Origin of the sequence: Caulobacter sp. 1776, from assembly GCF_040545685.1 — a bacterium.
GTDB lineage: Bacteria > Pseudomonadota > Alphaproteobacteria > Caulobacterales > Caulobacteraceae > Caulobacter.
This window is the reverse complement of the sequence record NZ_JBEPMI010000005.1, coordinates 36,978-57,984: the sequence shown is the minus strand read 5'-3', so window position 1 is coordinate 57,984 and position 21,007 is coordinate 36,978. Positions and strand designations below refer to the sequence as shown.

Annotated in this window: 13 protein-coding genes; 4 read left to right on the top strand and 9 right to left on the bottom strand. The window is 69.0% G+C overall.

Annotation, left to right across the window (positions count from 1 at the left end; translation table 11 throughout):
• Positions 1-58: 58 nt before the first annotated feature.
• Positions 59-2,956, bottom strand: a complete 2,898-nt coding sequence (locus ABIC66_RS13955; RefSeq protein ID WP_354070893.1) for a TonB-dependent receptor — start codon at positions 2,954-2,956, stop codon at positions 59-61.
• A 296-nt stretch (positions 2,957-3,252) separates the two neighbouring features.
• Complete coding sequence (locus tag ABIC66_RS13950) at positions 3,253-4,683, bottom strand: glycosyl hydrolase family 28 protein (protein ID WP_354070892.1); 1,431 nt, start codon at positions 4,681-4,683, stop codon at positions 3,253-3,255.
• Positions 4,684-5,007: 324 nt separating this feature from the next.
• Between ABIC66_RS13950 and ABIC66_RS13945 the strand changes: the two genes are divergently transcribed.
• The 3 genes from ABIC66_RS13945 to ABIC66_RS13935 are packed head-to-tail and all read left to right on the top strand — an operon-like array spanning position 5,008 to position 8,416.
• Positions 5,008-6,273 (top strand): oligosaccharide MFS transporter, encoded by a 1,266-nt coding sequence (locus tag ABIC66_RS13945; RefSeq protein WP_354070891.1) that lies wholly within the window; start codon positions 5,008-5,010, stop codon positions 6,271-6,273.
• Positions 6,274-6,275: 2 nt separating this feature from the next.
• On the top strand, positions 6,276-7,472 hold the full coding sequence (locus tag ABIC66_RS13940) for a glycoside hydrolase family 88 protein (RefSeq protein ID WP_354070890.1): 1,197 nt from the start codon (positions 6,276-6,278) through the stop codon (positions 7,470-7,472).
• Positions 7,469-8,416, top strand: coding sequence for an ROK family protein (locus ABIC66_RS13935; protein ID WP_354070889.1), 948 nt, complete (start codon positions 7,469-7,471; stop codon positions 8,414-8,416). The genes ABIC66_RS13940 and ABIC66_RS13935 overlap by 4 nt, the downstream gene beginning before the upstream one ends.
• Here ABIC66_RS13935 and ABIC66_RS13930 read toward each other — a convergent pair.
• From ABIC66_RS13930 to ABIC66_RS13920, 3 genes are all read right to left on the bottom strand, one after another.
• Complete coding sequence (locus ABIC66_RS13930; RefSeq protein WP_354070888.1) at positions 8,370-9,437, bottom strand: LacI family DNA-binding transcriptional regulator; 1,068 nt, start codon at positions 9,435-9,437, stop codon at positions 8,370-8,372. The two genes, ABIC66_RS13935 and ABIC66_RS13930, sit on opposite strands and share 47 nt — an antisense overlap.
• A gap of 80 nt (positions 9,438-9,517) precedes the next feature.
• On the bottom strand, positions 9,518-11,233 hold the full coding sequence (locus tag ABIC66_RS13925; protein WP_354070887.1) for a glycoside hydrolase family 43 protein: 1,716 nt from the start codon (positions 11,231-11,233) through the stop codon (positions 9,518-9,520).
• Positions 11,230-13,197 (bottom strand): glycoside hydrolase family 97 protein, encoded by a 1,968-nt coding sequence (locus tag ABIC66_RS13920; RefSeq protein ID WP_354070886.1) that lies wholly within the window; start codon positions 13,195-13,197, stop codon positions 11,230-11,232. The genes ABIC66_RS13925 and ABIC66_RS13920 overlap by 4 nt, the downstream gene beginning before the upstream one ends.
• 192 nt (positions 13,198-13,389) lie before the next feature.
• Here ABIC66_RS13920 and ABIC66_RS13915 point away from each other — a divergent pair, with 192 nt between their 5' ends.
• A complete protein-coding gene (locus tag ABIC66_RS13915; RefSeq protein ID WP_354070885.1) occupies positions 13,390-14,412 on the top strand; it encodes a LacI family DNA-binding transcriptional regulator in 1,023 nt (340 codons plus the stop codon).
• On the opposite strand, the gene ABIC66_RS13910 is transcribed toward ABIC66_RS13915, so the two are convergent.
• The 4 genes from ABIC66_RS13910 to ABIC66_RS13895 all read right to left on the bottom strand — a co-directional run bounded on the left by ABIC66_RS13910 (position 14,409) and on the right by ABIC66_RS13895 (position 20,959).
• Entirely contained in the window at positions 14,409-15,656 is a 1,248-nt protein-coding gene (locus ABIC66_RS13910; RefSeq protein ID WP_354070884.1) for a histidine-type phosphatase, read from the bottom strand. The two genes, ABIC66_RS13915 and ABIC66_RS13910, sit on opposite strands and share 4 nt — an antisense overlap.
• Before the next feature lie 8 nt (positions 15,657-15,664).
• Complete coding sequence (locus ABIC66_RS13905) at positions 15,665-16,783, bottom strand: acyltransferase family protein (protein WP_354070883.1); 1,119 nt, start codon at positions 16,781-16,783, stop codon at positions 15,665-15,667.
• On the bottom strand, positions 16,780-19,095 hold the full coding sequence (locus tag ABIC66_RS13900) for an alpha-N-acetylglucosaminidase (protein WP_354070882.1): 2,316 nt from the start codon (positions 19,093-19,095) through the stop codon (positions 16,780-16,782). Before ABIC66_RS13900 ends, ABIC66_RS13905 begins: the two co-directional genes overlap by 4 nt.
• A gap of 310 nt (positions 19,096-19,405) precedes the next feature.
• Positions 19,406-20,959, bottom strand: a complete 1,554-nt coding sequence (locus tag ABIC66_RS13895; RefSeq protein WP_354070881.1) for a tryptophan halogenase family protein — start codon at positions 20,957-20,959, stop codon at positions 19,406-19,408.
• Positions 20,960-21,007 lie beyond the last annotated feature (48 nt).

Below are 21,007 nucleotides of genomic sequence, written 5' to 3'. Positions count from 1 at the left end.
AAAGATGGGCGCTGTCCAAAGGACAGCGCCCAGGGGGAAGCGGGGATCGCGAGGAGGATCAGCCGCCGAACTTGTAGCGAAGGCTCAGGCCGTAGATCCGGCCGTTCATGAAGTACTGGCGCAGGACGCCGGTTTCGTAGCCGCCCGGTTCGCCGACATAGCGGTTGGGCGCCTTGTTGGTCAGGTTCGAGGCGGTGATCGATAGGCTCAGATCGTCGCGAAGATTGACGTTCACCGAGGCGTCCAGCAGGCCGTAGCCCTTCACGTAGCGGCCATCGATCGGATTGGCCGCCACGCCGAACAGCACGAAGTCGGAGCGGTAGGTGTAGACCACCCGGGCCGAGACGCGCTTGTTCTCGTAGAGGCCGGCCAGGCTCCAGTTCCGGTCCGACTGGAACGGCTGGCGCGCATTGACCTTCACGCCCGCCAGCAGCAGGGGCAGCTCGGTCTTGACCCAGGTATACGATCCCTGGACGCCGAAATTGCGCAGGAAGCTCGGCGCGAAGTCGTAGTCGAAGAAGGTCTGGGCCGCGACCTCGACGCCCTTGGCGTAGCCCGGGTCGGCGTTGACCGACTGGGTGACGCGATATTGGCCGGCCGGGCAGTTGTTGGGGGTCGAGCCGCTGTAGGCCGGTGACGTCGGCACGGTCTGACAGGTCTCGACGCCCAGGGCGAACCCGTTGATGTCCTTATAGAACAGGGCCGCCGAAGCGTAGGCCGACTTGCTGAAGTACTTCTCCAGCGACAGGTCGTAGCTCTTGGCGCGCAGCGGGGCCAGGTTGGGATTGCCCTGCGAACCCGTGCCGTTGGTCACGTTGACCGAGACGGTCGGGTTGATGTCGCCAACGCTCGGACGGGTCAGACCCTTGCCGAAGCCGAAGCGCAGCAGCAGGTCGTCCTGGATGTAACCGGTGACGTTTAGAGTCGGCAGGACGTCGGTATAGCCGTTGCTCTTCTTGTTCGGCACGATCGACGGCGTGGCGCCGGTGCTGTCGGTGATCATCGCCTCGGCGTCGAGTTCGGTGCGCACGACACGGACGCCGGCGTTGCCGCGGATGCGATCGTTCAGGAACGCGAAGTCGACGACGCCGTAGCCGGCATAGGTCTGCTCCACGGCCTTGCGGCGCGACAGCAGCACTTCGGGGATCGAGTCCTCGGCCGGGATGCCGGCCAGGGGGAAGCGGTTGCGGACGTTGTCGCCCAGCAGCGAGTCCGGATTGAACGTCAGATAGCCGCCGCTGTAGCCGCCGTCTCCGCCGAACCAGTTGGTGTGCGAGGCCGCCACCAGGTCCTGGACGCTGCTGGCCAGGACGCCGTTCGACTGGTTGACCGTCAGGGGCAGGCCGTCCGCGGTCAGGAGCTTGCCGCTGTAGGAGTAGTTGTAGAAGCGCGACTTCTTCCGGTAGTAGCGCGCGCCGAACTTCACGGCTTCGATAAAGCTGTCGTGGACCCGCAGCTTGCCGTCCAACTGGGCGGCGTCGCCGACGTCGTCATAGATGTTCTCGGTGCCATTGGCGTAGGTCTGCAGCACCCAATTGGCCGGGTTCGACAGCGACGGGCCGCTGATCGCCACCTTTTGCGGTATGCCGACCGTGCGCGTCACATCCCAGGTCAGGCCGGCGCGCGGGACCATGTTGGCCGAGCGGTTGTCCTGTTCCTGGTCGGCCTTCACGTGCGAGAGGTCGAACTTCAGGTCGAGGTCGTCGGTCGGCGACCACTTGGCCCCGCCGGCCACGATGTAGGTTTCGTAGAGGCGATGCTCGTCACCGCCGGTCGAGGTGAAACTGGAGCCCAGGAACGTGCCGGCCCCGAAGCGCTGGCCGGCCAGCACCGCGTCCTCGCCGCCATTGCGGTTGCGGATGGTCAGGCCCTCGGTGGTGTTGAAGGCCGAAGTCTGCAGACCCTGGACGTAGCGGCTGTCGGCGCCATTCATGAACCGATAGCCCTGGTGGTAGAGGTAGGAGTTGTAGTTGCCGTCGACATAGAACTCGAGGCCGGCGTGCGGCTTCCACTGGAAGGCGCCGGAGAAGCCCTTTCGGGTGCGCTGGATGTCTTCTTCGTTCACATTGATCTGCACGCCGGCCATGTTGACGAGGCCCGCGCGCTGGGCGGCGGTCAGGGCCAGCGGATCGGCGACATCGGCCAGGAACGCCACGTCGCTACGGCCGGCATAGGCCTGGTTGTAAGCAGCGTTGCCGATGTACTCGGCGTTGTCGGCGCGCACCACGCGACGCAGATTGGCGCCGCCGGGGCCCGGGGCGTTGTCGGAGCGGTTCCAGCTCTTCTGGTAGTTGGCCGCCAGCAGCAGGCCCATCTCGCCGGCGCCGGTGTCCCAGCGGTGCGACAGCAGGGCGAAGTATTCCGGTTGCCACTGCTTGACCAGGTCGTTGTAGCGGCCCGAGATCGCGGCGCTGCCCGAGAACTTGGGCAAGTCCAGCGGCTTGCGGGTGCGGATGTCGATCAGGCCGCCGATGCCGCCCTCGATATGCTCGGCCGAGGGGTTCTTGTAGACGTCCAGGCCGGCGATCATGCCGGGAATGGCGCTTTCGATGTTGAACTCGCTGCCGCCGGCGGTGAAGTACGAACGGCCGTCGACCTGCGAGGAGGTCTGGCCCGAAAGACCGCGGATGGTCAGTCCCGAGCCGACGCCGACCGGCGAGGCGCCCTCGCCGCCGTAGCGATAGCCCTGCACGCCGGGGATCCGGGTCAGGGTCTCGGCGACGTTGGGATCCGGCAGCTTGCCGATGTCCTCGGCGCGGATGGAGTCCACCACCTCCATGGTGTTCTTCTTCATCTGCACGGCCGATTGCAGGCTCTGGCGGATGCCGGTGACAACCACCTCCGCGACGGCGCTATCGCTGGATGGCGCGGTCTGGGTCTGCGCGTGCGCCGCGCCAGCGGCCAGCAGGGCCGCGGCGGAAGCCGTCAGCCAAAGGCGGTGTTGTTGCGTCTTCATGGTGTCCCCTCCCGTGAGACTCGCGCCCGACTCTGTGGCCGGCGTCGAGTCCCCCAAATGCGTTTCGCCTTTCGGCGTGGTTTGCTCGAAATCGTGGGACGCCACGAGCGCCCGGTTTCACTCCCTGACGGGCTTGAGCGCGGATCGCGCTTGCCCGTTCGATGGTTTCGGCTCTGTTGGCCGTACAAATTGATATCGTTATCAATTAGAGCTTGGCAAGCCCATTAGTCGGACAAATGCATCAAACTGATATCGATATCACAAACTTGTGAGCGCCGGTTCGTCTCGAGGTTGGATCACTTGAACCGAACGCCTTCCGCGTTCGGGCCGATCTCGATCATGTCGTGGTCCTTGGCGGTCAGCTTGCGGCCGGCGACCACCACGTTCTCGAAGGTGACGTCCCGCACCGGGCGATCGGGCGAGAGGCCCGCGATCGTCGAGGGGCTGGCCCAGCCGGCGCCCGAAAAGCGGATGTCCCGGAAATGGATCTTCTCGATCAGCAGGCCGGGGCTGGTGTTGTACTTGCCGTTATAGACGGTGCGCAGGTTGAAGAGCTTGCCTTCCTGGATATGCTCGACGCGCACGCGGCTGAATGTGACGTCGCGCACCGTGTTGGTGTCGCCGGCGCTGATCGCCATCACGCCTTGATATTCGGGATCGTCCTCGTCGAGGTCCAGCACGTCGATGTCGTCGATGGCGATGTCTTCCAGCGTGTTGGGCGTCTGGCTGTCGCCGTGCAGGCCGATGAAGATCGCGTGGGCGACGTCCGGCCAGAACACCGAGCGGCTCACGCGGATGTGGCGTGTATCGCCCACCCCGTTCTTGCGGGTCGCGTAGATCGCCAGGCTGTCGTCCGAGGTCCGCACGAAGGCCCGTTCGATCTGGACGTCCTGGCAGGCGAAGATGTTGATCCCGTCGGACCACTGGCCGTTGCTCAGGGTCTTGATGTCCTTGAAGACGACCTGGCGGGACGAGGCGCAGGCGATCGTGCCGTGGACCGGCGTCAGGAAGGTCAGGCCCTCGACCGTCACGTTCCGCGAGTCCTGCACCGTCAGCTGATCGGCCGGGCGGTCGACGATGCCGTGACCGATAATCCGGACATTCTCGACCTTCTCCGGCTTGAACGTGCCCTGCAGGATCGCGCCGCCGGCGACATAGATCGTCTGGCCCGACTGGACCGGGAAGAAGGCCTGCCCCTGCGGCGGCGTGTGGATGCCCGGCTCGAACACCACGACGTCCGGTCCCGGGGCCGGCCGGGGGATCGGCGCGCCGGCGAAGATATGCAGATTGTGCAGCCGGTCGCCGTCGAACTCGACGGACAGGTTCTGCGGCTTGTCGATCGTGAAGACGACGAGACCGTTCTCGACCCTGGGCTTGATGGCGTTGGCGACGGGCCGCACCTCGACGCGGCGGAAGTCGCCGTTGTTCTTCTCGATCCCGATCTCGACCGTCCCGCCCTGGAAGTCGAACTGCACCATCGATACGTTGCTGGGTCCGTCCTGGTCGACCTTGGCGGTGTATTCATAAAGGTCCCGCCATGATCCGCCGGGCCGGCGCACCCGCACCGTGAAGTCGTCGTTGTGCAGGGCGTACAGCAACTTGGGCGGCGGGGCGGCGTAGGTGAAGAGCCCGGCTTCCGAGGTCGCCTGCGACCAAGCCGGGGACGCTGACGCCAGCAGCGCCCATGCAGCCATGGGGACACCCGCGAGGGCGGCGGATCGGATCATGGACAGTCTCCCCTCGGACGGCGCGGTCCAGCCTGTTCTTATCTTGCCCCCCCACCCGACCGTCTCGACACGCCGCGCCCGCGGCCGAAAAAGGCGGGGCGTCGACCACGCCGACGCCCCAACGGCCCGAGAGCCGCCATGCAGGGGGAGATCCCGAAGGATGTGATATTGATATCGATATCATCGCCAATCCGCAAGCCGCTCGGAAAAGCGCCGGTCCATGACGAAAATTAGTTGGTATCGTTATCAGCATGTTCTATGACCGAAATGTCCGGTCAGCCCGCCGAAGCAGCGGGACGCCGCCGGACGCGGGAGGCGTGGGCCATGACCTTGAAGAAGAACTACGCGCTGCTCAGCGCCTTCCTGTTCCTCTACTTCTTCGCCCAGGCCATGAGCATCTCGCTGCTGGCCCTGTGGCTCAAGCGCACCCTGGGCCTGACCGGCGCCCAGACTGGCGTGGTGTTCGCCGCCAATTTCGTCTTCGCCATGATCTCGCAGCCGATCTACGGCTTCGTCTCGGACAAGGTGGGCCTGCGCAAGACGATCCTGTGGACGGTGGGCGTCCTCGTCCTGCTCTCGGGCGCCTTCTTCGCCTTCGTCTATGGCCCGCTGCTGAAGACCAACCTGCTGCTGGGCGCGATCGCCGGCGGCGCCTATCTGGGCGTGACCTTCATCGCCGGCAGCTATGCGATCGAGTCCTATGTCGACCGCGTGGGCCGCAAGTACGGCTTCGAATACAGCCGCGCGCGCCTGTGGGGCTCGCTGGGCTTCGCGTTCGCGGCGTTCTTCTCGGGCCGGCTGTTCAACATCGACCCGATGATCAACTTCGCCCTGGCCTCGGCCGCCGGCCTGCTGCTGCTGCCGCTGCTGGCCCTCACCAGGGTCGAGACTACCGACGACGAGCGCCAGCGTTCGGACAGCCTGAAACCGCTGGACGCCCTGGCCATCCTGAAGCTGCCGAAGTTCTGGGGCTTCATGGTGCTGATCCTGGGCGTGACCAATCTCTACCAGGTCTACGACCAGCAGTTCCCGGCCTACTACGCCTCGCAGTTCGCGGATCCGAAGCAGGGCGCGGCGATGTTCGGCTACCTGAACTCGGCCCAGATTTTCGTCGAGGCCGGGATGCTGTTCGTGGCCCCGTTCATCGTCAACCGGATCGGAGCCAAGAACGGCCTGCTGCTGGCCGCCGCGATCATGATCGCGCGCATCGCCGGCTCGGGCCTGGTGGCCGGCCCGTGGGCCATCTCGGCGATGAAGATGCTGCACGCGATCGAGCTGCCGATCCTGGCCGTGTCGATCTTCCGCTACATCGCCTTCCACTTCGAGACCCGCCTGGCCTCGACCCTCTATCTGGTGGGCGTCAGCTTCGGCCACTCGCTGGGTCTGGCGATCCTGTCGCCGATCGTCGGCAAGGGTTACGACCTGATCGGCTTCCCCCACACCTATCTGCTGATCGCCCTCGGCGCGGCCGCCTTCTGGCTGGCGTCTTGGTTCAGCCTGTCTTCCACGCCCCGGACCGCCGGCGAGGCCAAGGCGCTGCCGCCGCTGGCCCAGGCCGACCTCGGATCGGACGTCGCCAAGGTCAATTGAGCATGTCCCGCGTCTCCATCGCCCCCCGCGAGCCTATCGGGCGCGCCGGCGAGATCCTGACCCGCCCACGCCCCGATCGCGACCGCCTGGACGCCATCCTGGCCGCCGTGCTGGCGCGGATCGACCACAACCTCGCGGTGTTCACCGACGCCTTCCCGGCCCCGTCCAGCCAGGGCGGCGTCTATCCTGCGATCGACAACACCGAGTGGACCAACGGCTTCTGGACCGGGATGCTGTGGCTGGCCTGGGAGGCCTCCGGCCAGGACCGCTATCGCGAGGCGGCCGAGCACCAGGTGCTGGGCTTTCGCGACCGGATCGACAACGCGATCGCCGTCGACCACCACGACCTGGGCTTTCTCTATTCGCTGTCCTGCGTCTCGGCCTGGAAACTGACCGGCGACCTCGTGGCCCGCGACGCGGCCCTGGCGGCGGCGCGCAAGCTGCTGGAGCGCTACCTGCCCGCGGCCGGCGTCATCCAGGCCTGGGGCGATCTTTCCGATCCCGCCCAGGCCGGTCGGATGATCATCGACTGCAACCTGAACCTCCCCCTGCTCTATTGGGCGGGCGAGGAGACCGGCGAGCCCGCCTTCGCCCAGGCCGCCAACCGCCACATCGCCCAGGCCGCGCGCCATATCGTGCGACCCGACGCCTCGACCTTCCACACCTTCTTCATGGATCCTGGCTCGGGCGCGCCGCTGCGAGGAACGACCCATCAGGGCTTCAGTGACAGCTCATGCTGGGCGCGAGGCCAGGCCTGGGGCGTGGCGGGCTTCCCGCTGGTGCATCGCTACAACGCCGAGCCGGGCCTGATCGAGACGGCCGCGCGGCTGGCCAACTACTTCCTCAACCGCCTGCCGGACGACCTGATCTGCTGCTGGGATCTGATCTTCGCCGACGCGACCCAGCCCCGTGACAGCTCGGCCGCCGCCATCGCCGCCTGCGGCCTGCTGGAGCTGGCCCGCGCCCTGCCCCTCTCCGATCCCGATCGCGAGACCTACGAAACCGCCGCCCTGGCCATGGTCGAGACGCTGGGCGAGCGCTACCTGCTGCCTCCGGGGCCGCCCGGAACCGGCGTCCTGGCCCACGCGGTCTATCACATGCCCAACGGCGTCGGCGTCGACGAGGCCTGCATCTGGGGCGACTACTTCTTCCTCGAGGCGCTGATGCGGCTCACGCGCGTCTGGGAGCCCTATTGGTGATCCAGATCGGCGTGGATTTCGGCGGCACCAAGGTGGAGGCCGCCGCCCTGGACGCGACCGGCCAAGTGCTGGCCCGGGCCCGCGTGCCCAACCCCGGCGCCTACGACGCCGCGCTCTCGGTCGTGCGCGACCTGGTGGCCAAGCTCGAGCACCAGGTGGGCGCGCGAGGCTCGCTGGGCGTCGGCGCGCCCGGGTCGATCTCGCCGGCCACCGGGGTGATGCGCAACGCCAACTCTCTGTACCTGAACGGCCGACGGTTCCGCGAGGACCTGTCCGAGGCCCTGGACCGTCCGGTGCGCCTGGCCAACGACGCCAACTGCCTGGCGCTGTCCGAAGCCGTCGACGGCGCGGCGGCCGGCGCCAAGGTGGCCTTCGCCATCATCCTCGGCACCGGTTGCGGCGGCGGGCTGACCATCGACGGCAAGCTGATCGAAGGTCCCAACGGCATCGCCGGCGAGTGGGGCCACATACCCCTGCCCTGGCCCAGCGCGGACGAACGCGAAGGGCCCGTCTGCTGGTGCGGCCAGCGCGGCTGCCTGGAGATGTGGGTCTCCGGCACCGGCCTGCGCCACGACTTCCGGCGCGCCACCGGCCAGGACTCGACGGGCGAAGCGATCATCGACCGCTACCGCGCCGGCGAGCCCGAGGCGACCGCAGCCTTCGAGCGTTATCTCGACCGCCTGGGCCGCGCCGTCGCCGTGCTCTGCAACATCGTCGACCCGGACGTGATCGTACTGGGCGGTGGGCTGTCGAACGTCTCGGAGATCTACGCCCGCCTGCCGGACCTGGTCGCGCCGCGTGTCTTCGCCGACCCATGGCGCGCCACGATCGCCCCCGCCGTCTGGGGCGACGCCTCGGGCGTGCGCGGCGCCGCGCGCCTGTGGTCGCTGGACGAGGTTAGAGCCCTGGCGGCGGCCCCGACGAGCCACGCTCGATCAGGGTGAACTTCATCAGGTGATGGTCGGGGGCCGGCTCGCCGCCGGCCTTCTCGGCGCGGATCTGGTCGGCGATCAAGGTCACGGCCATCCGGCCCATGGCCGCGATCGGCTGGTGAATGGTGGTCAGCTCCGGCCAGACCGTCGTGGCCACGGCGGTGTCGTCGAAGCCGCAGACGGTCAGATCCTGGGGCACGGCGATCTGGCGGCCGTGGGCGACGGCCAGGGCCGCGGCGGCCATGTCGTCGTTGCTGGCGAAGATCGCCGTCGGTCGCCTCGCTCCGTCCAAAAGCTGCTCGGCCGCCGCCAGGCCCGAGCGATAGGTGAACAGCCCCTCGGCGATCCAGTCGTCGCGGATCGCCAGGCCGGCCTCGGCCATGCCCGCCGCGAAGCCCTCGAAGCGGACCTCGGTCGGCGTATGCTGCGGGTCGCCCTTGATGAAGGCGATATCGCGATGACCCAAGGCGACCAGCCGCCGGGTCATGGCCAGGGCGCCCTGGAAGTCGTCGATCCGCACGCACGAGACGTCGTCCATCGGCCGCGCCGTGGCCAGGGCCAGAACGGTGACGCCGGCGGCGCGCAGCCGGTTGATGGTCGGCCGGGAGTCGCACAGCGGCGGCGGCAGGATCACCCCGTCCACCCCCGCCGCCAGCAGCCGCTTCACCGCCGCCTGCTGGCCGGCCAGGCCCTCGCAGCGCTCCAACAGCAGGTGGCTCGCCAGCTTGGAGCTCTGCTCCAGCCCGCCGACCATGATCTCGCTGAGATACGAGGCGCTGGGGTTGGAGTAGAGGATGCCGATCCGCGCGGCGGCCGTGCGGGCGCGCGTCGCCCGGGCGGCGACATTGACTTGGTAGTTCAGCGCCCGGACCGAGGCCTCGACCCGCTCGCGCATCGCCGGGCTGACATTGGCCGCGCCCCGGATCACCCGCGAGACCGTCATCGAGCCGACCCCGGCGTGGCGCGCCACGTCGTGGATGGTGACGGGCCGGGACGGGTCGTCCGCCCGCCTGGTCTCACGTGATCCGGTCAAGCGCCCTCGCGATTGATGACGATAACAAAGATAGTCCTTAGCAGGCGCCGGGCCGCGATCAAACGCGCCGAGGGCTCTGATCAAGGACTGACGAGAAACTCTTCGACGTCCGACCAGCCGACCCTGGTCGAACTGTTGGACGGCGTGCCGCTGGGCGCCTGGGCGAACAGGCCCATCTGCGCCCCGACCCAGCGGCCAGGCTTGCTGACGAACGGCTCACCCGCGGGCTGGTAGGTCACCCCGTCCAGGCTGTAACTGAACGTCACCTTGGCGTGCAGCGAGCGCAGCATCGAAGGCCAGTACGGCGAAAAATCCGGCGGCGGATCGGCTACCGTCACCGGCGCGGCGGACAGGCGCAGCCACACCGTGGCGGGCGCCTTGTCCAGCACCGTCGTCACCCGTTCGGGCTGGAAAGCGCTGGCCCCGAGACGGTCGACCCGGACCAGCGACAGCCCGTCCTTGCCGTTTTGCAGGCCCAGCCAGGCATAGTCCGAACCGAACATCAGCAGGCCCGTCCGCTCGCCGATCGCGCGCGGGGCGAAGGTCAGCTTGGTCGTCGCCGTGAACCGCTCGCCCGGCAGCTTCTGGGTCAGCAGCGCGCCGGCCTCCCAGAGGTTCTCCGAGCCAGAGATCGACTTCAGCCGCAGCTTGCCGGGCGCCGCCGCCATGTCGGCCCAGTCGGCCTGGGCGTTCGCGTTCCACTGCCAGGCCAGCGACATCTTGCCGTCGAAACGATCGCTGTCGACCGGGGCCGTGATCGCCGAGGCCGCGGCGCTCTTGGGCTTGCGATGGGTCAGCACCGGCTCGCCGACCCCGTCGCCGTCCGGATCCGCGCCGATCACCGGCCAACCGGCCTTCCAGGCCATCGGCTCCAGCCAGACGCGGCGGCCGTAGGAGTCGGCGTCCTGGAAGTGCAGGAACCAGTCCTCGCCGGTCGGGGTGGTCACCCAGGCGCCCTGGTGCGGGCCATTGACCTCGGTCTTGCCCTGGTCGAGCACGTCGCGGCCCTCGTAAGGCCCCGTCAGCTTGCGCGAGCGGAACACGCCTTGCCAGCCGCCCTTGACGCTGCCGCTGGGGGCGAAGACGTAGTACCAGCCGTCCCGCTTGTAGAGCTTGGGGCCCTCGGTGGTCATCCACGGAAATGGCCCGCGCGAGGTCGCCACCTTGCGCAGGTTGTCGGGCTCGATGATCCTGATCCGCTCGCCGACGGCCTTGTCGCCGGCCGCGTTCAGGCGGCGCAAGCTGACGACGTTGGCGAAGCCGGCGCGGCTACGGGCCCAGCCGTGGACCAACCAGCCCTGGCCGTCGTCGTCCCAGAAGGGCGCCGGATCGATCATGCCCTTGGCGTCGTCGACCAGCACCGGCTTGGACCACGGCCCGGCCGGGTCCTTGGCGGTGACCAGGAACACGCCGAAGTCCGGGTCTGGATAGTAGATCATGAACCGGCCGCCGTGATGGCGGATGGCCGGCGCCCAGACCCCGCCGCCGCGCCGCGGCGTCATGTGGTGGGCGACGGGCGGGATGTCCTTCAGCGCATGGCCGATCAGCGTCCAGTTGACGAGGTCGGTCGAGCGCAGGATCGGCAGGCCCGGCGTGTTCGTGAACGACGAGGCGGTCAGATAATAGACCTGCCCCACCCGCACCACGTCCGGATCGGAATAGTCTCCCGCCAGCACCGGGTTGCGATAGGTCCCATCGCCCTGGTCAGGCAGCCACGCTCGTGTCTCGGCCGCCAGGCTCGCGGTCGGTGATGCCGCCAACAGCGCCAGGGCCAGAAGGATCGATCGCTTGCTCATGACTTGCCTTCTGGCGCCTCGAACAGGATCGCTTGGCCGCCGCTCGGCTTGAGGTCAAGGGTCAGAACGCCGCTCCCACGCACCCGGGTCTCGGAGACGACGACCGGCGTCTGGTTGGCCTTGGTCCCGGCCGCGCCGTCGGAGAACACGCGCGCACGGCGCTCGCCATGGCCCAGGAAGTCCAGCGGGATCTTCAGCACGCGCGGCGTCTCGTTGGTCATGGCGCCGAGGAACCAGCGGTCGCCGTGGCGGCGCGCTACCACCACATACTCGCCGATGCGGCCGGCCAGGGCGCGGGTCTCGTCCCAGACGGTCGGACAGTCGTCGAACCAGGCCAGTTCCGGCCAGGGCTTGGCCGCGTATTTGGCCGGGGTGTCGTACCAGTAGAGGAAGGTCAGCGGATTGTAGTAGACGGCCGCCATCGCCAGCTGGTGGGCGTTGGTGGTCTGGTTGCGCTCGTGGGCGTAGCAGATGGTGTAGTCGATCGGCCCGGCCACGGCCCGCGTGAACGGCAGGGTGAGGTTGTGGCGCGCGGTCGGGAACTGCTCGTTGCCGCGCACGCCTTCCAAGGCGACGTAGTTCGGATAGGTCCGCTCCAGGCCCGCCGGCCTCAGGTTGTCGTGCAGGTTCACCAGCAGGTGGTGCTCGCCGCACGCGCGGATCAGATCCACGATGTACCGGTTGTCCGACTGTCGACCTTCCCAGACGAAGCCGAACTTGATCCCCGCCACGCCCCAGGCCTTGTAGATCGCCAGGATCTGGTCGCGCTGGCGCATGGCCGGGACGCGGTCGACATAGAGGATGACGCCCAGGCCCTTCTCGCGCGCCGCGGCGACGATGGCCGGCATGTCCAGGGCGGGAATGGCGCGGCTGGCGTCGCTGGGATCCGTGCCGTCGCCATACCACTGGGCGTCGAACTCGATGTAGTCCAGCTTGCGCGCCGCGGCGAAGGCGATGACGTCCATGGTCCCGGCCATCGAGTAGGGCTTGCGGACCCGGATGGCGCGGCCCGGCTTGACCCAGCGCACGTCGCCCAGCCGATTGGGACTGGCCAGGGTGGTGATCAGGTCGGCGTGCTCGATCAGACCGGCTTCGTGCTCGGCGATCAGCAGCACGCGCCAGGGGCTGGCCTGGCCGACCGCGAAGTCGAAGCTCTCCTCGGGCGGGGTGTCGCCCGGCCCCGAATAGCCGTCGGCGCGGCCCGGGAAACGCATCAGGTGGACGGCGAGCTTGCCCTCCTCGGCCTTCAGCATGGCGCGCGGATAGTTCAGGCGGTCGGATTCGGCGATCAGCACCGCCGCGCCCGGAACCAGCGCCGTCACCGGCAGGTCGGCGAGGGGTTCCTTGTCGGCGCTGGCGGTAAGGTTCGGATGGACGACCGGCGCCAGCCCCGCCGGCGCGGTGCGCTGGTATTCGCCCTCGTCGCGGCTGGCATAGACCACGGTCTCCGGCGGCAGGACGAAACCTGTCGCCTCCCCGGCCAGCTTCATCGCTCCGCCGGGCGCCGCGCGCAGGACGTAGCGGACCGCGCAGCCGTGGTCGTAAGCGCGCGCGACCACGGCGAACCGGACACCCATGTCGGGCTGGACGAATTCGGCGGTCAGTTCGGAGCAGGCCTGGTCATAGCGGGCGCGGATGCCGTAGGTCGGGACCCAGTCGCCACGCTCTCGGCGGCGCGTCACCCCCGCCAAGCGCGCGCCCGGCCCCAGCCGCCGACCATCCGCCAGCACGAGGCCCAAGGAACTGGCGGCCAGCACCGGACGCCCGACGCGCGTGACGCTCCAGGCGGGTCCCCGGGCGTCGACGCTCAGCCGCAGACGAACACGCCCGTCCGGGGAAACGATCTCGAGGCCGTCCCCCTTGGCCGCCCAGGCCGGGCCCGCCAGCAACGCCGCGCCGGCGCCCGCCAGGACCGCGCGCCGATCCGCCGCGCCCACGCCGCGGGCCTCATTCTCTTCCGACACGCTCCACCCCAACTCGTTCGCGTTACCGCTTGTGATAACGATATCAAACCTCAGCCGATCCGCCTTGGCAAGCGCTCGTCGATACGCGACCAAGGTCTAGGCCCGTGCGCTTGGACATCGGCCCCGCGACTTCGGTAGAATGGCGTCAGCGCGGATCCGTCAGGGAGTCGCGCCAAGGTGCGAGGACGGCTCTTGAGCGGACAGCGGCGGCAGACGCCCACCATCCATGACGTGGCGCGCCAGGCGGGTGTTTCGTCGATGACGGCTTCGCGGGTGGTCAATGACTATCCGCACGTCAGCGCCCCGGTCCGCGAACGGGTCCACGCGGCGATCCAGACCCTGGGCTACCGTCCCAACACCCAGGCCCGCGCCACGCGCACCGGCATCGCCCAGATCGGCCTGCTCTATTCCAATCCGAACTCGTCCAACCTCAGCAACTTCCTGATGGGCGCGTTCAAGCAGGCCAGCGCCGGCGGCAATCAGCTGCTGATCGAACCCACCCTGGCCCATCCCACCCCTCTGGCCGCCGTGCGCAAGCTGGTCGAGGCCGGCGTGCGGGCCATCGTCCTGCCGCCGCCGCTGTGCGACGACCCCGAGGTCTTCGCCTATCTCGAGCGCGAGGGCGTGCCTTCGGTCAGCTTCGCCACCGCCACGCCGCGTTCCGACAAGGCCTCGGTATCCGTCGACGACTTCGCCGGCGCGCGGATGATGACCCGCCACCTGATCGACCTGGGCCACGTCGACATCGCCTTCATCCGGGGCGACCGCCAGCACTCCCCGGCCCGTCGACGCGAGGAAGGGTTCCGCGAGACCATGGCCGACGCCGGCCTGGCCGTGCCCGACGCCTTCGTCGCCGACGGCGATTTCACCTATCGTTCGGGCCTGGACGCCGCCCGCCAGTTGCTGCGGGCCAGCCGGCGTCCCACGGCGATCTTCGCGGCCAATGACGACATGGCCGCCGCCGTCAGCGCCGTGGCCCACGGCCTGGGCCTGGACGTGCCCGGCGAGCTCAGCATCGGCGGCTTCGACGACACGCCCGTGGCTTCGACCATCTGGCCCGAGCTGACCACCATCCGCCAGCCGATCGCCGAGATGGCCGCCACCGCCGTCTCCATGGCCGCCGCCCTGATCCGCCAGGACGGCGAGGACGAGCGCCGCCACGTCAGCGCCGAACTGACCCTGATCCCCCGCGCCTCCACGGCCGCGCCGCGCTAAGGCGCGATCGCGCTCGTCACCACCGCGTCGAACCTGTCGAGCGGACAGTCGAAGGCCGGCGTCGCGGCGCTGCAGCCGGGGATGAACACCGGCGCGCTCAAAGGCGGCGTGGTCAGGCTCAGCGGCGTGGCGTCGCGCAATTGCTTCAGGCTCTGCCCCGTGAATCGCGTCCGGATCACCCGCACGCCGTCATCGCGCCGCCAGCGCTCGAACACCAAGGCGCCGCCGGGCTGGATCTGGTTGGGCTGATAGCCGGGCAGCGCCCATTCCATCCCCAGCAGCCCGCCCAGCAGGGCCAGGGTGCCGTCATGGCCGGCGACCACCACGACCTTGGCGTCCCACGGCCCGATCGCCGAGGGCGAGGCGCTCGTCTTCAGGGTCGCCAGCAGCCGTCCGGCCAGCGGGCTCGACAGCGCCTTGGCGACATAGGGCGTACGCAGTCGCAAGTCGAACTCGGCCTGGTGCAGGAAGAAGGTCCGGGTCAGCGTGTCCTCGTCGACGCCCTTCCAGCCCAGGCCGGCGAAGTCGCGCCCGTCGGCCCAGGCCATCAGCAGGCTCTCGGTGACGCCGGACGCGAAGGCCTCTGGACCGGCTAGGCCAGCCAAGTCCTCGCCCTCGACGAAGCCGGGCTTGGCGTCGAAGATCCGCCGCTTGCCAGGTGTCGCCGAACAGGCGCCCGGCGCGCATTGCATCAGGAAGGCGTCGAGCTGCTCGGCCTCCTGGCGGTGGCTGGCGCTCCAGGCGGCCAGGTCGCCGCCGACCCGCCCGGCCACGGCGGCCCGGGCCAGGGCCGGGTCGGGCTTGACGACGCCGGCCTTGACCGGCTCGAACATCGGATCGTCCCGCCCCTCGCCCACCGTGTTCACGGCGACCGCACAGCCGGGCGAGATCGCGCGCGCATAGGCCTGCGCCGTGGCGATGGTGCGCTGGGTGACGTTGGCCCAGTAGTAGGTCGCCCCGCAATCGCCGGGCTTCAGCAGCCCCTCGGCGGCGTAGAGCTGGCGGTAGTAGCCGCCCATCAGTTCGATCATCTGGCCGCCGCGCGCGGTCAGGTGGCCCGGCGGAACCTCGAAGCGCGGCCACGGGCGGGCCGAAGCCTCCTCCGGCCGCTCGGGCGCCGACATCGCCGCGCGCACGCCGTGGCGGCTGAGGATCACCACCTTCTCCAGCTGATCGGCCCAGGCCGACGTCGCCGACAGCAGGGCGACCGCGGCCATGACCATACGAAGAGGGGCGATGCGCATGGCGGGTCCTACAACTTCACGACAATGCCACGGCGGTCCATGACATAGCCCAGCAACCAGCACACCAGCATGTAGGCGACCGCGCACAGCAGCGAGCCCAGCGCGCCGGGCGTCAGGGCCTGGAACACGTGGACGCCGACCCACTTGTAAAGCCCCTCGCCGGGCGCGACCTCGATCATCCCCAGCACCGTCACGAACAGTTCCGAGAACAGGTAGATCACCAGCGGATTGAGGCCGAACACCTGGAAGAAGCGGGTCGCTGGATTGGGCGCCTTGCCTTCCAGCAGCGCGGTCAGGGCCGCCAGCACCACGAGGTCCAGGCCGACGGTCAGCAGGACGAAACTGCTCGTCCACAGCTTCTTGGCGATCGGGAAGGCCAGGCCCCAGGCCAGGGCGCCGGCGATCAACACGACGCCGGCCAAGGCCATGCGGAGCACGGCGCGGCGGGCGTCGGTCGCGTCCTTCAGGACGCGCGCGGCCAGATAGCCGGCCAACACGTTGACCGTCGCCGGCAAGGTCCCCAGCAGGCCTTCGGGATCAAAGCCTCCGTCCTTGCGATACAGGTGGTTCTGGCCGATCAGCCACAGATCGAGATGGGTGCCGGCGTTGCCCAGCTTGGACAGCGGATCGGCCGGATCGCCAAAGGCCAGCAGGATCGCCCAATAGCCCAGCAACAGGGCGATCGACAGCACGACGATCAGGCGCGGCGAGAGCCAGCGCACGGCGAACGCGGCCAGCATGTAGCAGAGGGCGATCCGCTGCAGCACGCCCATCACCCGGGTGTCGGAGAACGGGTTCGCGACCCAGTGTCCATCGACCTTGTGGACGAATGGGAACCAGTACATCAGGAAGCCCAGCAGGAAGATCAGGGCCGTGCGCCGCAGCACCTTGGCCAGAAACTCGCCCGTCGGGATCGGTCGCGAGAAGGCGAAGGCCATCGAGCAGCCGACCGCGAACAGGAACGACGGAAACACCGCGTCGGCCGCCGTGAACCCGAACCACGGGGCGTGGACCAGCTGGGTGTAGGCCTTGGCGCCGGGCCCGGCGGTGTTGACGACGATCATCAGGCAGACCGTCAGCCCCCGGAAGACGTCGAGGGACAGGAAACGCGCGGCGGGCTTGGTCATCCGTTCTTCTTCTCTGCGGCGTGGTCGATGCGGGCGATCAGGGCCTTCACGCCGGCCACCGGATCGGCCGGACGTTCGCGGCGGTAGGCGGTGTCGGCGGCGACCCAGGCGCGCTCCCAGGCGACGCCGTCGCGGGTGACGGCCGCCTCGTCGAAAGGCCCGGTCCCGGCCGCCTTCAGGGCGTCCAGGAACCGCGACCAGCGCGGCAGGTAGAAGTCGCGATAAAGCCCCTGCCAGGCCTTGGACGCATAGTCGTTGAGATTGCCCTCGCCGCCCCAGACGGTGACCTGCGCCTTGGCGTTGGCGACATAGGCCGCGGCGTCGGCCGGCGTGTCGCCATAGGCGCGGGCGTCGGCGATCCAGGTGGCCAGGGTCTCGGGCTGGACGCCGAGCAGGGCGTCGATCGACAAGGCCAGGGCCTCGACCTCGCCGCGCGCCCGGTCGCCGGCGGCGGTGTCGCCCCGACGATAGGCGGCGACGGCGGCCTGCAGCTGGCCGTCGATCTCCAGGCTGGCCAGGTGGCGGGTCGCGTCGACCAGGTCCAGCACGAACAGCGGCTGATCGGCGAAGGCGTCGGCCTGAGCGGCCAGGGCGCGGACCGCGGCGTCCAGCTTCGCGCGGTCGCCCGGATGGGGCGGAAACTCGCCGATCGTCGCCGTCGGCCGCTTGAAGAACAGGTAGGCTCCGGCCTTGCTCTTCCACCAGCGCGGCGACCAGTAGCGGGTCGAATAGGCCGCCTGGACCAGCTGGCCCAGGGCCGCGTCCAGGTCGGGCGTCGTGTGGCCGTAGCGCGAGCGGGCGTAGGTCGACAACCAGGCCGCCTGCGACGCCTGCCCCGCGCCCCAGGCCAGATCGTAGACCGCCTCGTAGACGATCGAATTGTTGTGCAGACCCTCGGGGAACATGCCGAAACCGGCCAGCTTGCCCGTGCCGGGATTGGCCGTGATCGCCGCCAAGTCGCGACGATAATAGTCGAGGTCGCCGTAGACCGGATTGCTGCCGCCGTAATTGTGCACGTAGCCGTAGATCCACGGCTTGCCGCCAAACGCCTTGGCGTTCTTCCAGACGTCCGGATAGCGATCGTTGCCAATGTCCAGGATCATCAGCTTGTCGTCGGGGACCAGGCTCAGATAGGCCGAGATCGCCGCCGGATCCCAGAAGTGGCTGTCGGCGCCGAACAGCCAGCCCTGCATCACCCAGACCGCGTCAGGCTGTCCCTGGCGGATCGAGTCGTAGATCGCCTTGCCATAGGCGGCAAGGCGCTTGGCCTTCAGCGCCGGATCGATCTCGACCTTGGTCTTGGTCGCGGCGGTGTTGGCTGTCCCATCGCCATAGGCCGCGTCGCGGGCGTCCGCGCCGTCGGCGTTGATCGGCGGCAGCATCTCGTTGAACGAGTCGGCCAGGTAGTAGGTCCCCGCCCCGTAGGTCTGGGCGTACAGCGCCAGGAACCGTCCGGCGATCCTGGCGAACAGCGGGTCGGCCGGGTCCAGCCAATAGGTCTCGTGGAAGCCCTCCCACGGCCGCATCCGGTAGATGCGGGCCTTGGGGTTCTTCAGGGCGAAGGCCTTGGGCACGTAGCCGCCGAAGGCCGGCAGGATCGGGGTCATGCCCAACGACCGCATCCGGGTGAGGATCTGGACCTGCAGGGCCTTCTTCTTGTCGATCCAGGCCGTCGGCAACGGCGCGCGATAGCCCTCGATATTGCCCATGCGCTGCCAGGGCGTGAAGGCCGGGCCGGAGAAGTAGTCGGCCAGCTCGGCCTCGCTCAGGCCGAACTCCTTCCACAGGGCTCGCCAGACATATTCCTGGCCCTCCATGGCCAGCGGCATGTCGACGCCGTGCGCCGCCATCCAGTCGATCTCGCGGCTCCAGCGCTTCCAGCCCCACCACGGCGTCGTGTAGCCATAGGTGCAGGTGTTGAGATAGGCGCGATGCTTGAACGGGCTCTCGACGCGGCCGCCGGCGGACGCGGGCAGGACACCGCCCTGGGTGAGGCGATCCCCCTCCCAACTGACATGGGCCAGGCCGGCCTCGCGCAGATAGGCGTAGGCGCCGCGCACCAGGGCCACCGGGCTGTCGCCCGCGATCGAGACCTTGCCGCCCTGGCCGCTGACGGCATACCAGGGCCGCTCTCCGGCCGGCGCCAGGCTCAGGCTCGCGCCGGCCAAGCGCTTGCCGAACAGACGCTCGAGACTGGCCTTGGCCGCGGCGGTCGTCCCCGCCCGGCTCGCGGCCAGGGCCGGCGGCGCCATCGCGGCGGCGAGGGCGGCGGTCAGGGCCTGGCGGCGGTTCAGGAAAGCGGTCATGGTCATCCGACTCTAGCTCGCGAAAAGCCCGCCGCGCGGGAGGGCGAGGCGCCAGAAGAAAGAGACCATTCGAATACCTCTCGCCGCCGTTTCGAAACCGCGAAAGGCCGTCGAAGGCGCTTTCAACTGGGACCGCGACTTCCACGAAGCCGAAACCGCATCACCCCACATACTTAGACAACGCCGCCGCCGGGCTTCACAAGCACGAACTTCCGCATTGTGGAATTTCTGTTTCACGCCGCGAGAAAAAGCAACAGGCGGATCACTCCGCATGCCGCCATCAATATGACCAATCAAATACCTTTAGGGAGAGTCTTTAGACCGGCTCCGGCGTCCGCGCTGGACAGTGCGCGGCGATGAAGTCGCCGTGGGCCGGCATGCGCTCGACGGCCCGCCCCGCCAGCTCGGCGATCTTGGCCAGGCGGGCCGCGGCCAGGTCCTGGGGAACGCCCAAGGCCAGCGGGTCGTCGTCGCGTGCGCCGACCGCCTGTCCCTCCATCACCGCCAGCCAGCTGGTCTTGGTGAACAGCTCGTCGTTCTCGCGGAAGATCCGGCCGGTGGCGCGATAGATGGCCAGCCGCTCGGCCAGGCTGTCGGGCGGCGTCATGGTTCGCAGTTCGCGCCAGTACGGCGTGTCGTCGCGCTGGGTGACGTGGAAGTGCAGGACGAGGAAGTCGCGGACATTGTCGAAGTCCGCCGCCATCAGGCGGTTGTAGCGCCGCGCGTCGGCGGGCTCGAAGGCCCTGGTCGGCAGCATTTCCAACAGGCGTGCGACGCCGGCCTGGATCATGTGGATGCTGGTGCTCTCCAGCGGCTCCAGGAAGCCGGAGGCCAGGCCTAGGGCCACCACGTTCTTGACCCAGCAGGCCTCGCGCCGACCAGCCTGGAAGCTCAGCAGGCGCGGCTCGGCCAGCGGGTCGCCGTCGAGGCCCGACAGCAGGGTCGCCGTCGCTTCGTCCACCGACACGTGGCGGCTGGAGAAGACATAGCCATTGCCGGTGCGGTGCTGCAGCGGGATGCGCCACTGCCAGCCCGCCTCGCGCGCCGTCGAGCGGGTGAAGGGCGCGGGCGGGCCAACATTGGCCGACGGCACGGCCAGGGCCCGGTCGTTGGGCAGCCAGCGCGACCAGTCCTCGAACGGCGTTTCCAGGGCCTGTCCCAGCAGCAGCGAGCGGAAGCCCGAGCAGTCGATGAACAGGTCGCCGGCGATCCGCTCGCCGCTGGCCAGGGTCACGGCCTCGACGAAGCCGTCCGCGCCGCGCAGGGCGACGTCGACCACCTTGCCCTCGCGGCGGACGACGCCGGCGGCCTCGGCGTGGGCGCGCAGCATCCGCGCATACAGCGTGGCGTCGAAATGGAAGGCGTAGCCCATCGGCGGCGGGCCATTGGCGGCCTGCGGGATCGGCGCGAACCGGCCCTGGGCGGCGGCGCGGGCGCAGACGGAATAGGCGTCCAGCGGCGCGGCCTGTCCGGCGCGGCGCAGGCGTCGCCAGACGGCCTCGAACGGCGCGAGGCCGAAGTCGTGGCCATAGACGCCGAACGGATGGAAATAGCGGTCGCCCAGCCGGGTCCAGTCGACGAACTCGATGCCCAGCTTGAACGTGCCTTGGGTCTCGCGAACGAAGGCGGCCTCGTCGAGGCCGATCAGGGCGTTGAAGGTCCGGATCGGCGGGATGGTCGCCTCGCCGACCCCGACGATGCCGATCTCCTCGGACTCGACCAGGGTGATGCACGGCCCACGCGGGCCCAGCACCCGCGACAGGGCCGCCGCGGCCATCCAGCCGGCGGAGCCGCCGCCGACGATCACGATACGCGCGATCGCGCCGTCCCGGTCGGGGGGCGCGATCGACGGCGAGGAGGCTTCGCTCATGGATCCAGCCTGACGAAAAACGCCGGCGTGACGCAAGCGCCACGCCGG

Bases quoted from the DNA above. Each gene is read 5' to 3' on its own strand.
- ABIC66_RS13895 (WP_354070881.1), bottom strand. From the start codon at position 20,959: ATGAGCGAAGCCTCCTCGCCGTCGATCGCGCCCCCCGACCGGGACGGC.
- ABIC66_RS13945 (WP_354070891.1), top strand. From the start codon at position 5,008: ATGACCTTGAAGAAGAACTACGCGCTGCTCAGCGCCTTCCTGTTCCTC.
- ABIC66_RS13950 (WP_354070892.1), bottom strand. From the start codon at position 4,683: ATGATCCGATCCGCCGCCCTCGCGGGTGTCCCCATGGCTGCATGGGCG.
- ABIC66_RS13925 (WP_354070887.1), bottom strand. From the start codon at position 11,233: ATGAGCAAGCGATCGATCCTTCTGGCCCTGGCGCTGTTGGCGGCATCA.
- ABIC66_RS13910 (WP_354070884.1), bottom strand. From the start codon at position 15,656: ATGCGCATCGCCCCTCTTCGTATGGTCATGGCCGCGGTCGCCCTGCTG.
- ABIC66_RS13900 (WP_354070882.1), bottom strand. From the start codon at position 19,095: ATGACCATGACCGCTTTCCTGAACCGCCGCCAGGCCCTGACCGCCGCC.
- ABIC66_RS13905 (WP_354070883.1), bottom strand. From the start codon at position 16,783: ATGACCAAGCCCGCCGCGCGTTTCCTGTCCCTCGACGTCTTCCGGGGG.
- ABIC66_RS13955 (WP_354070893.1), bottom strand. From the start codon at position 2,956: ATGAAGACGCAACAACACCGCCTTTGGCTGACGGCTTCCGCCGCGGCC.
- ABIC66_RS13940 (WP_354070890.1), top strand. From the start codon at position 6,276: ATGTCCCGCGTCTCCATCGCCCCCCGCGAGCCTATCGGGCGCGCCGGC.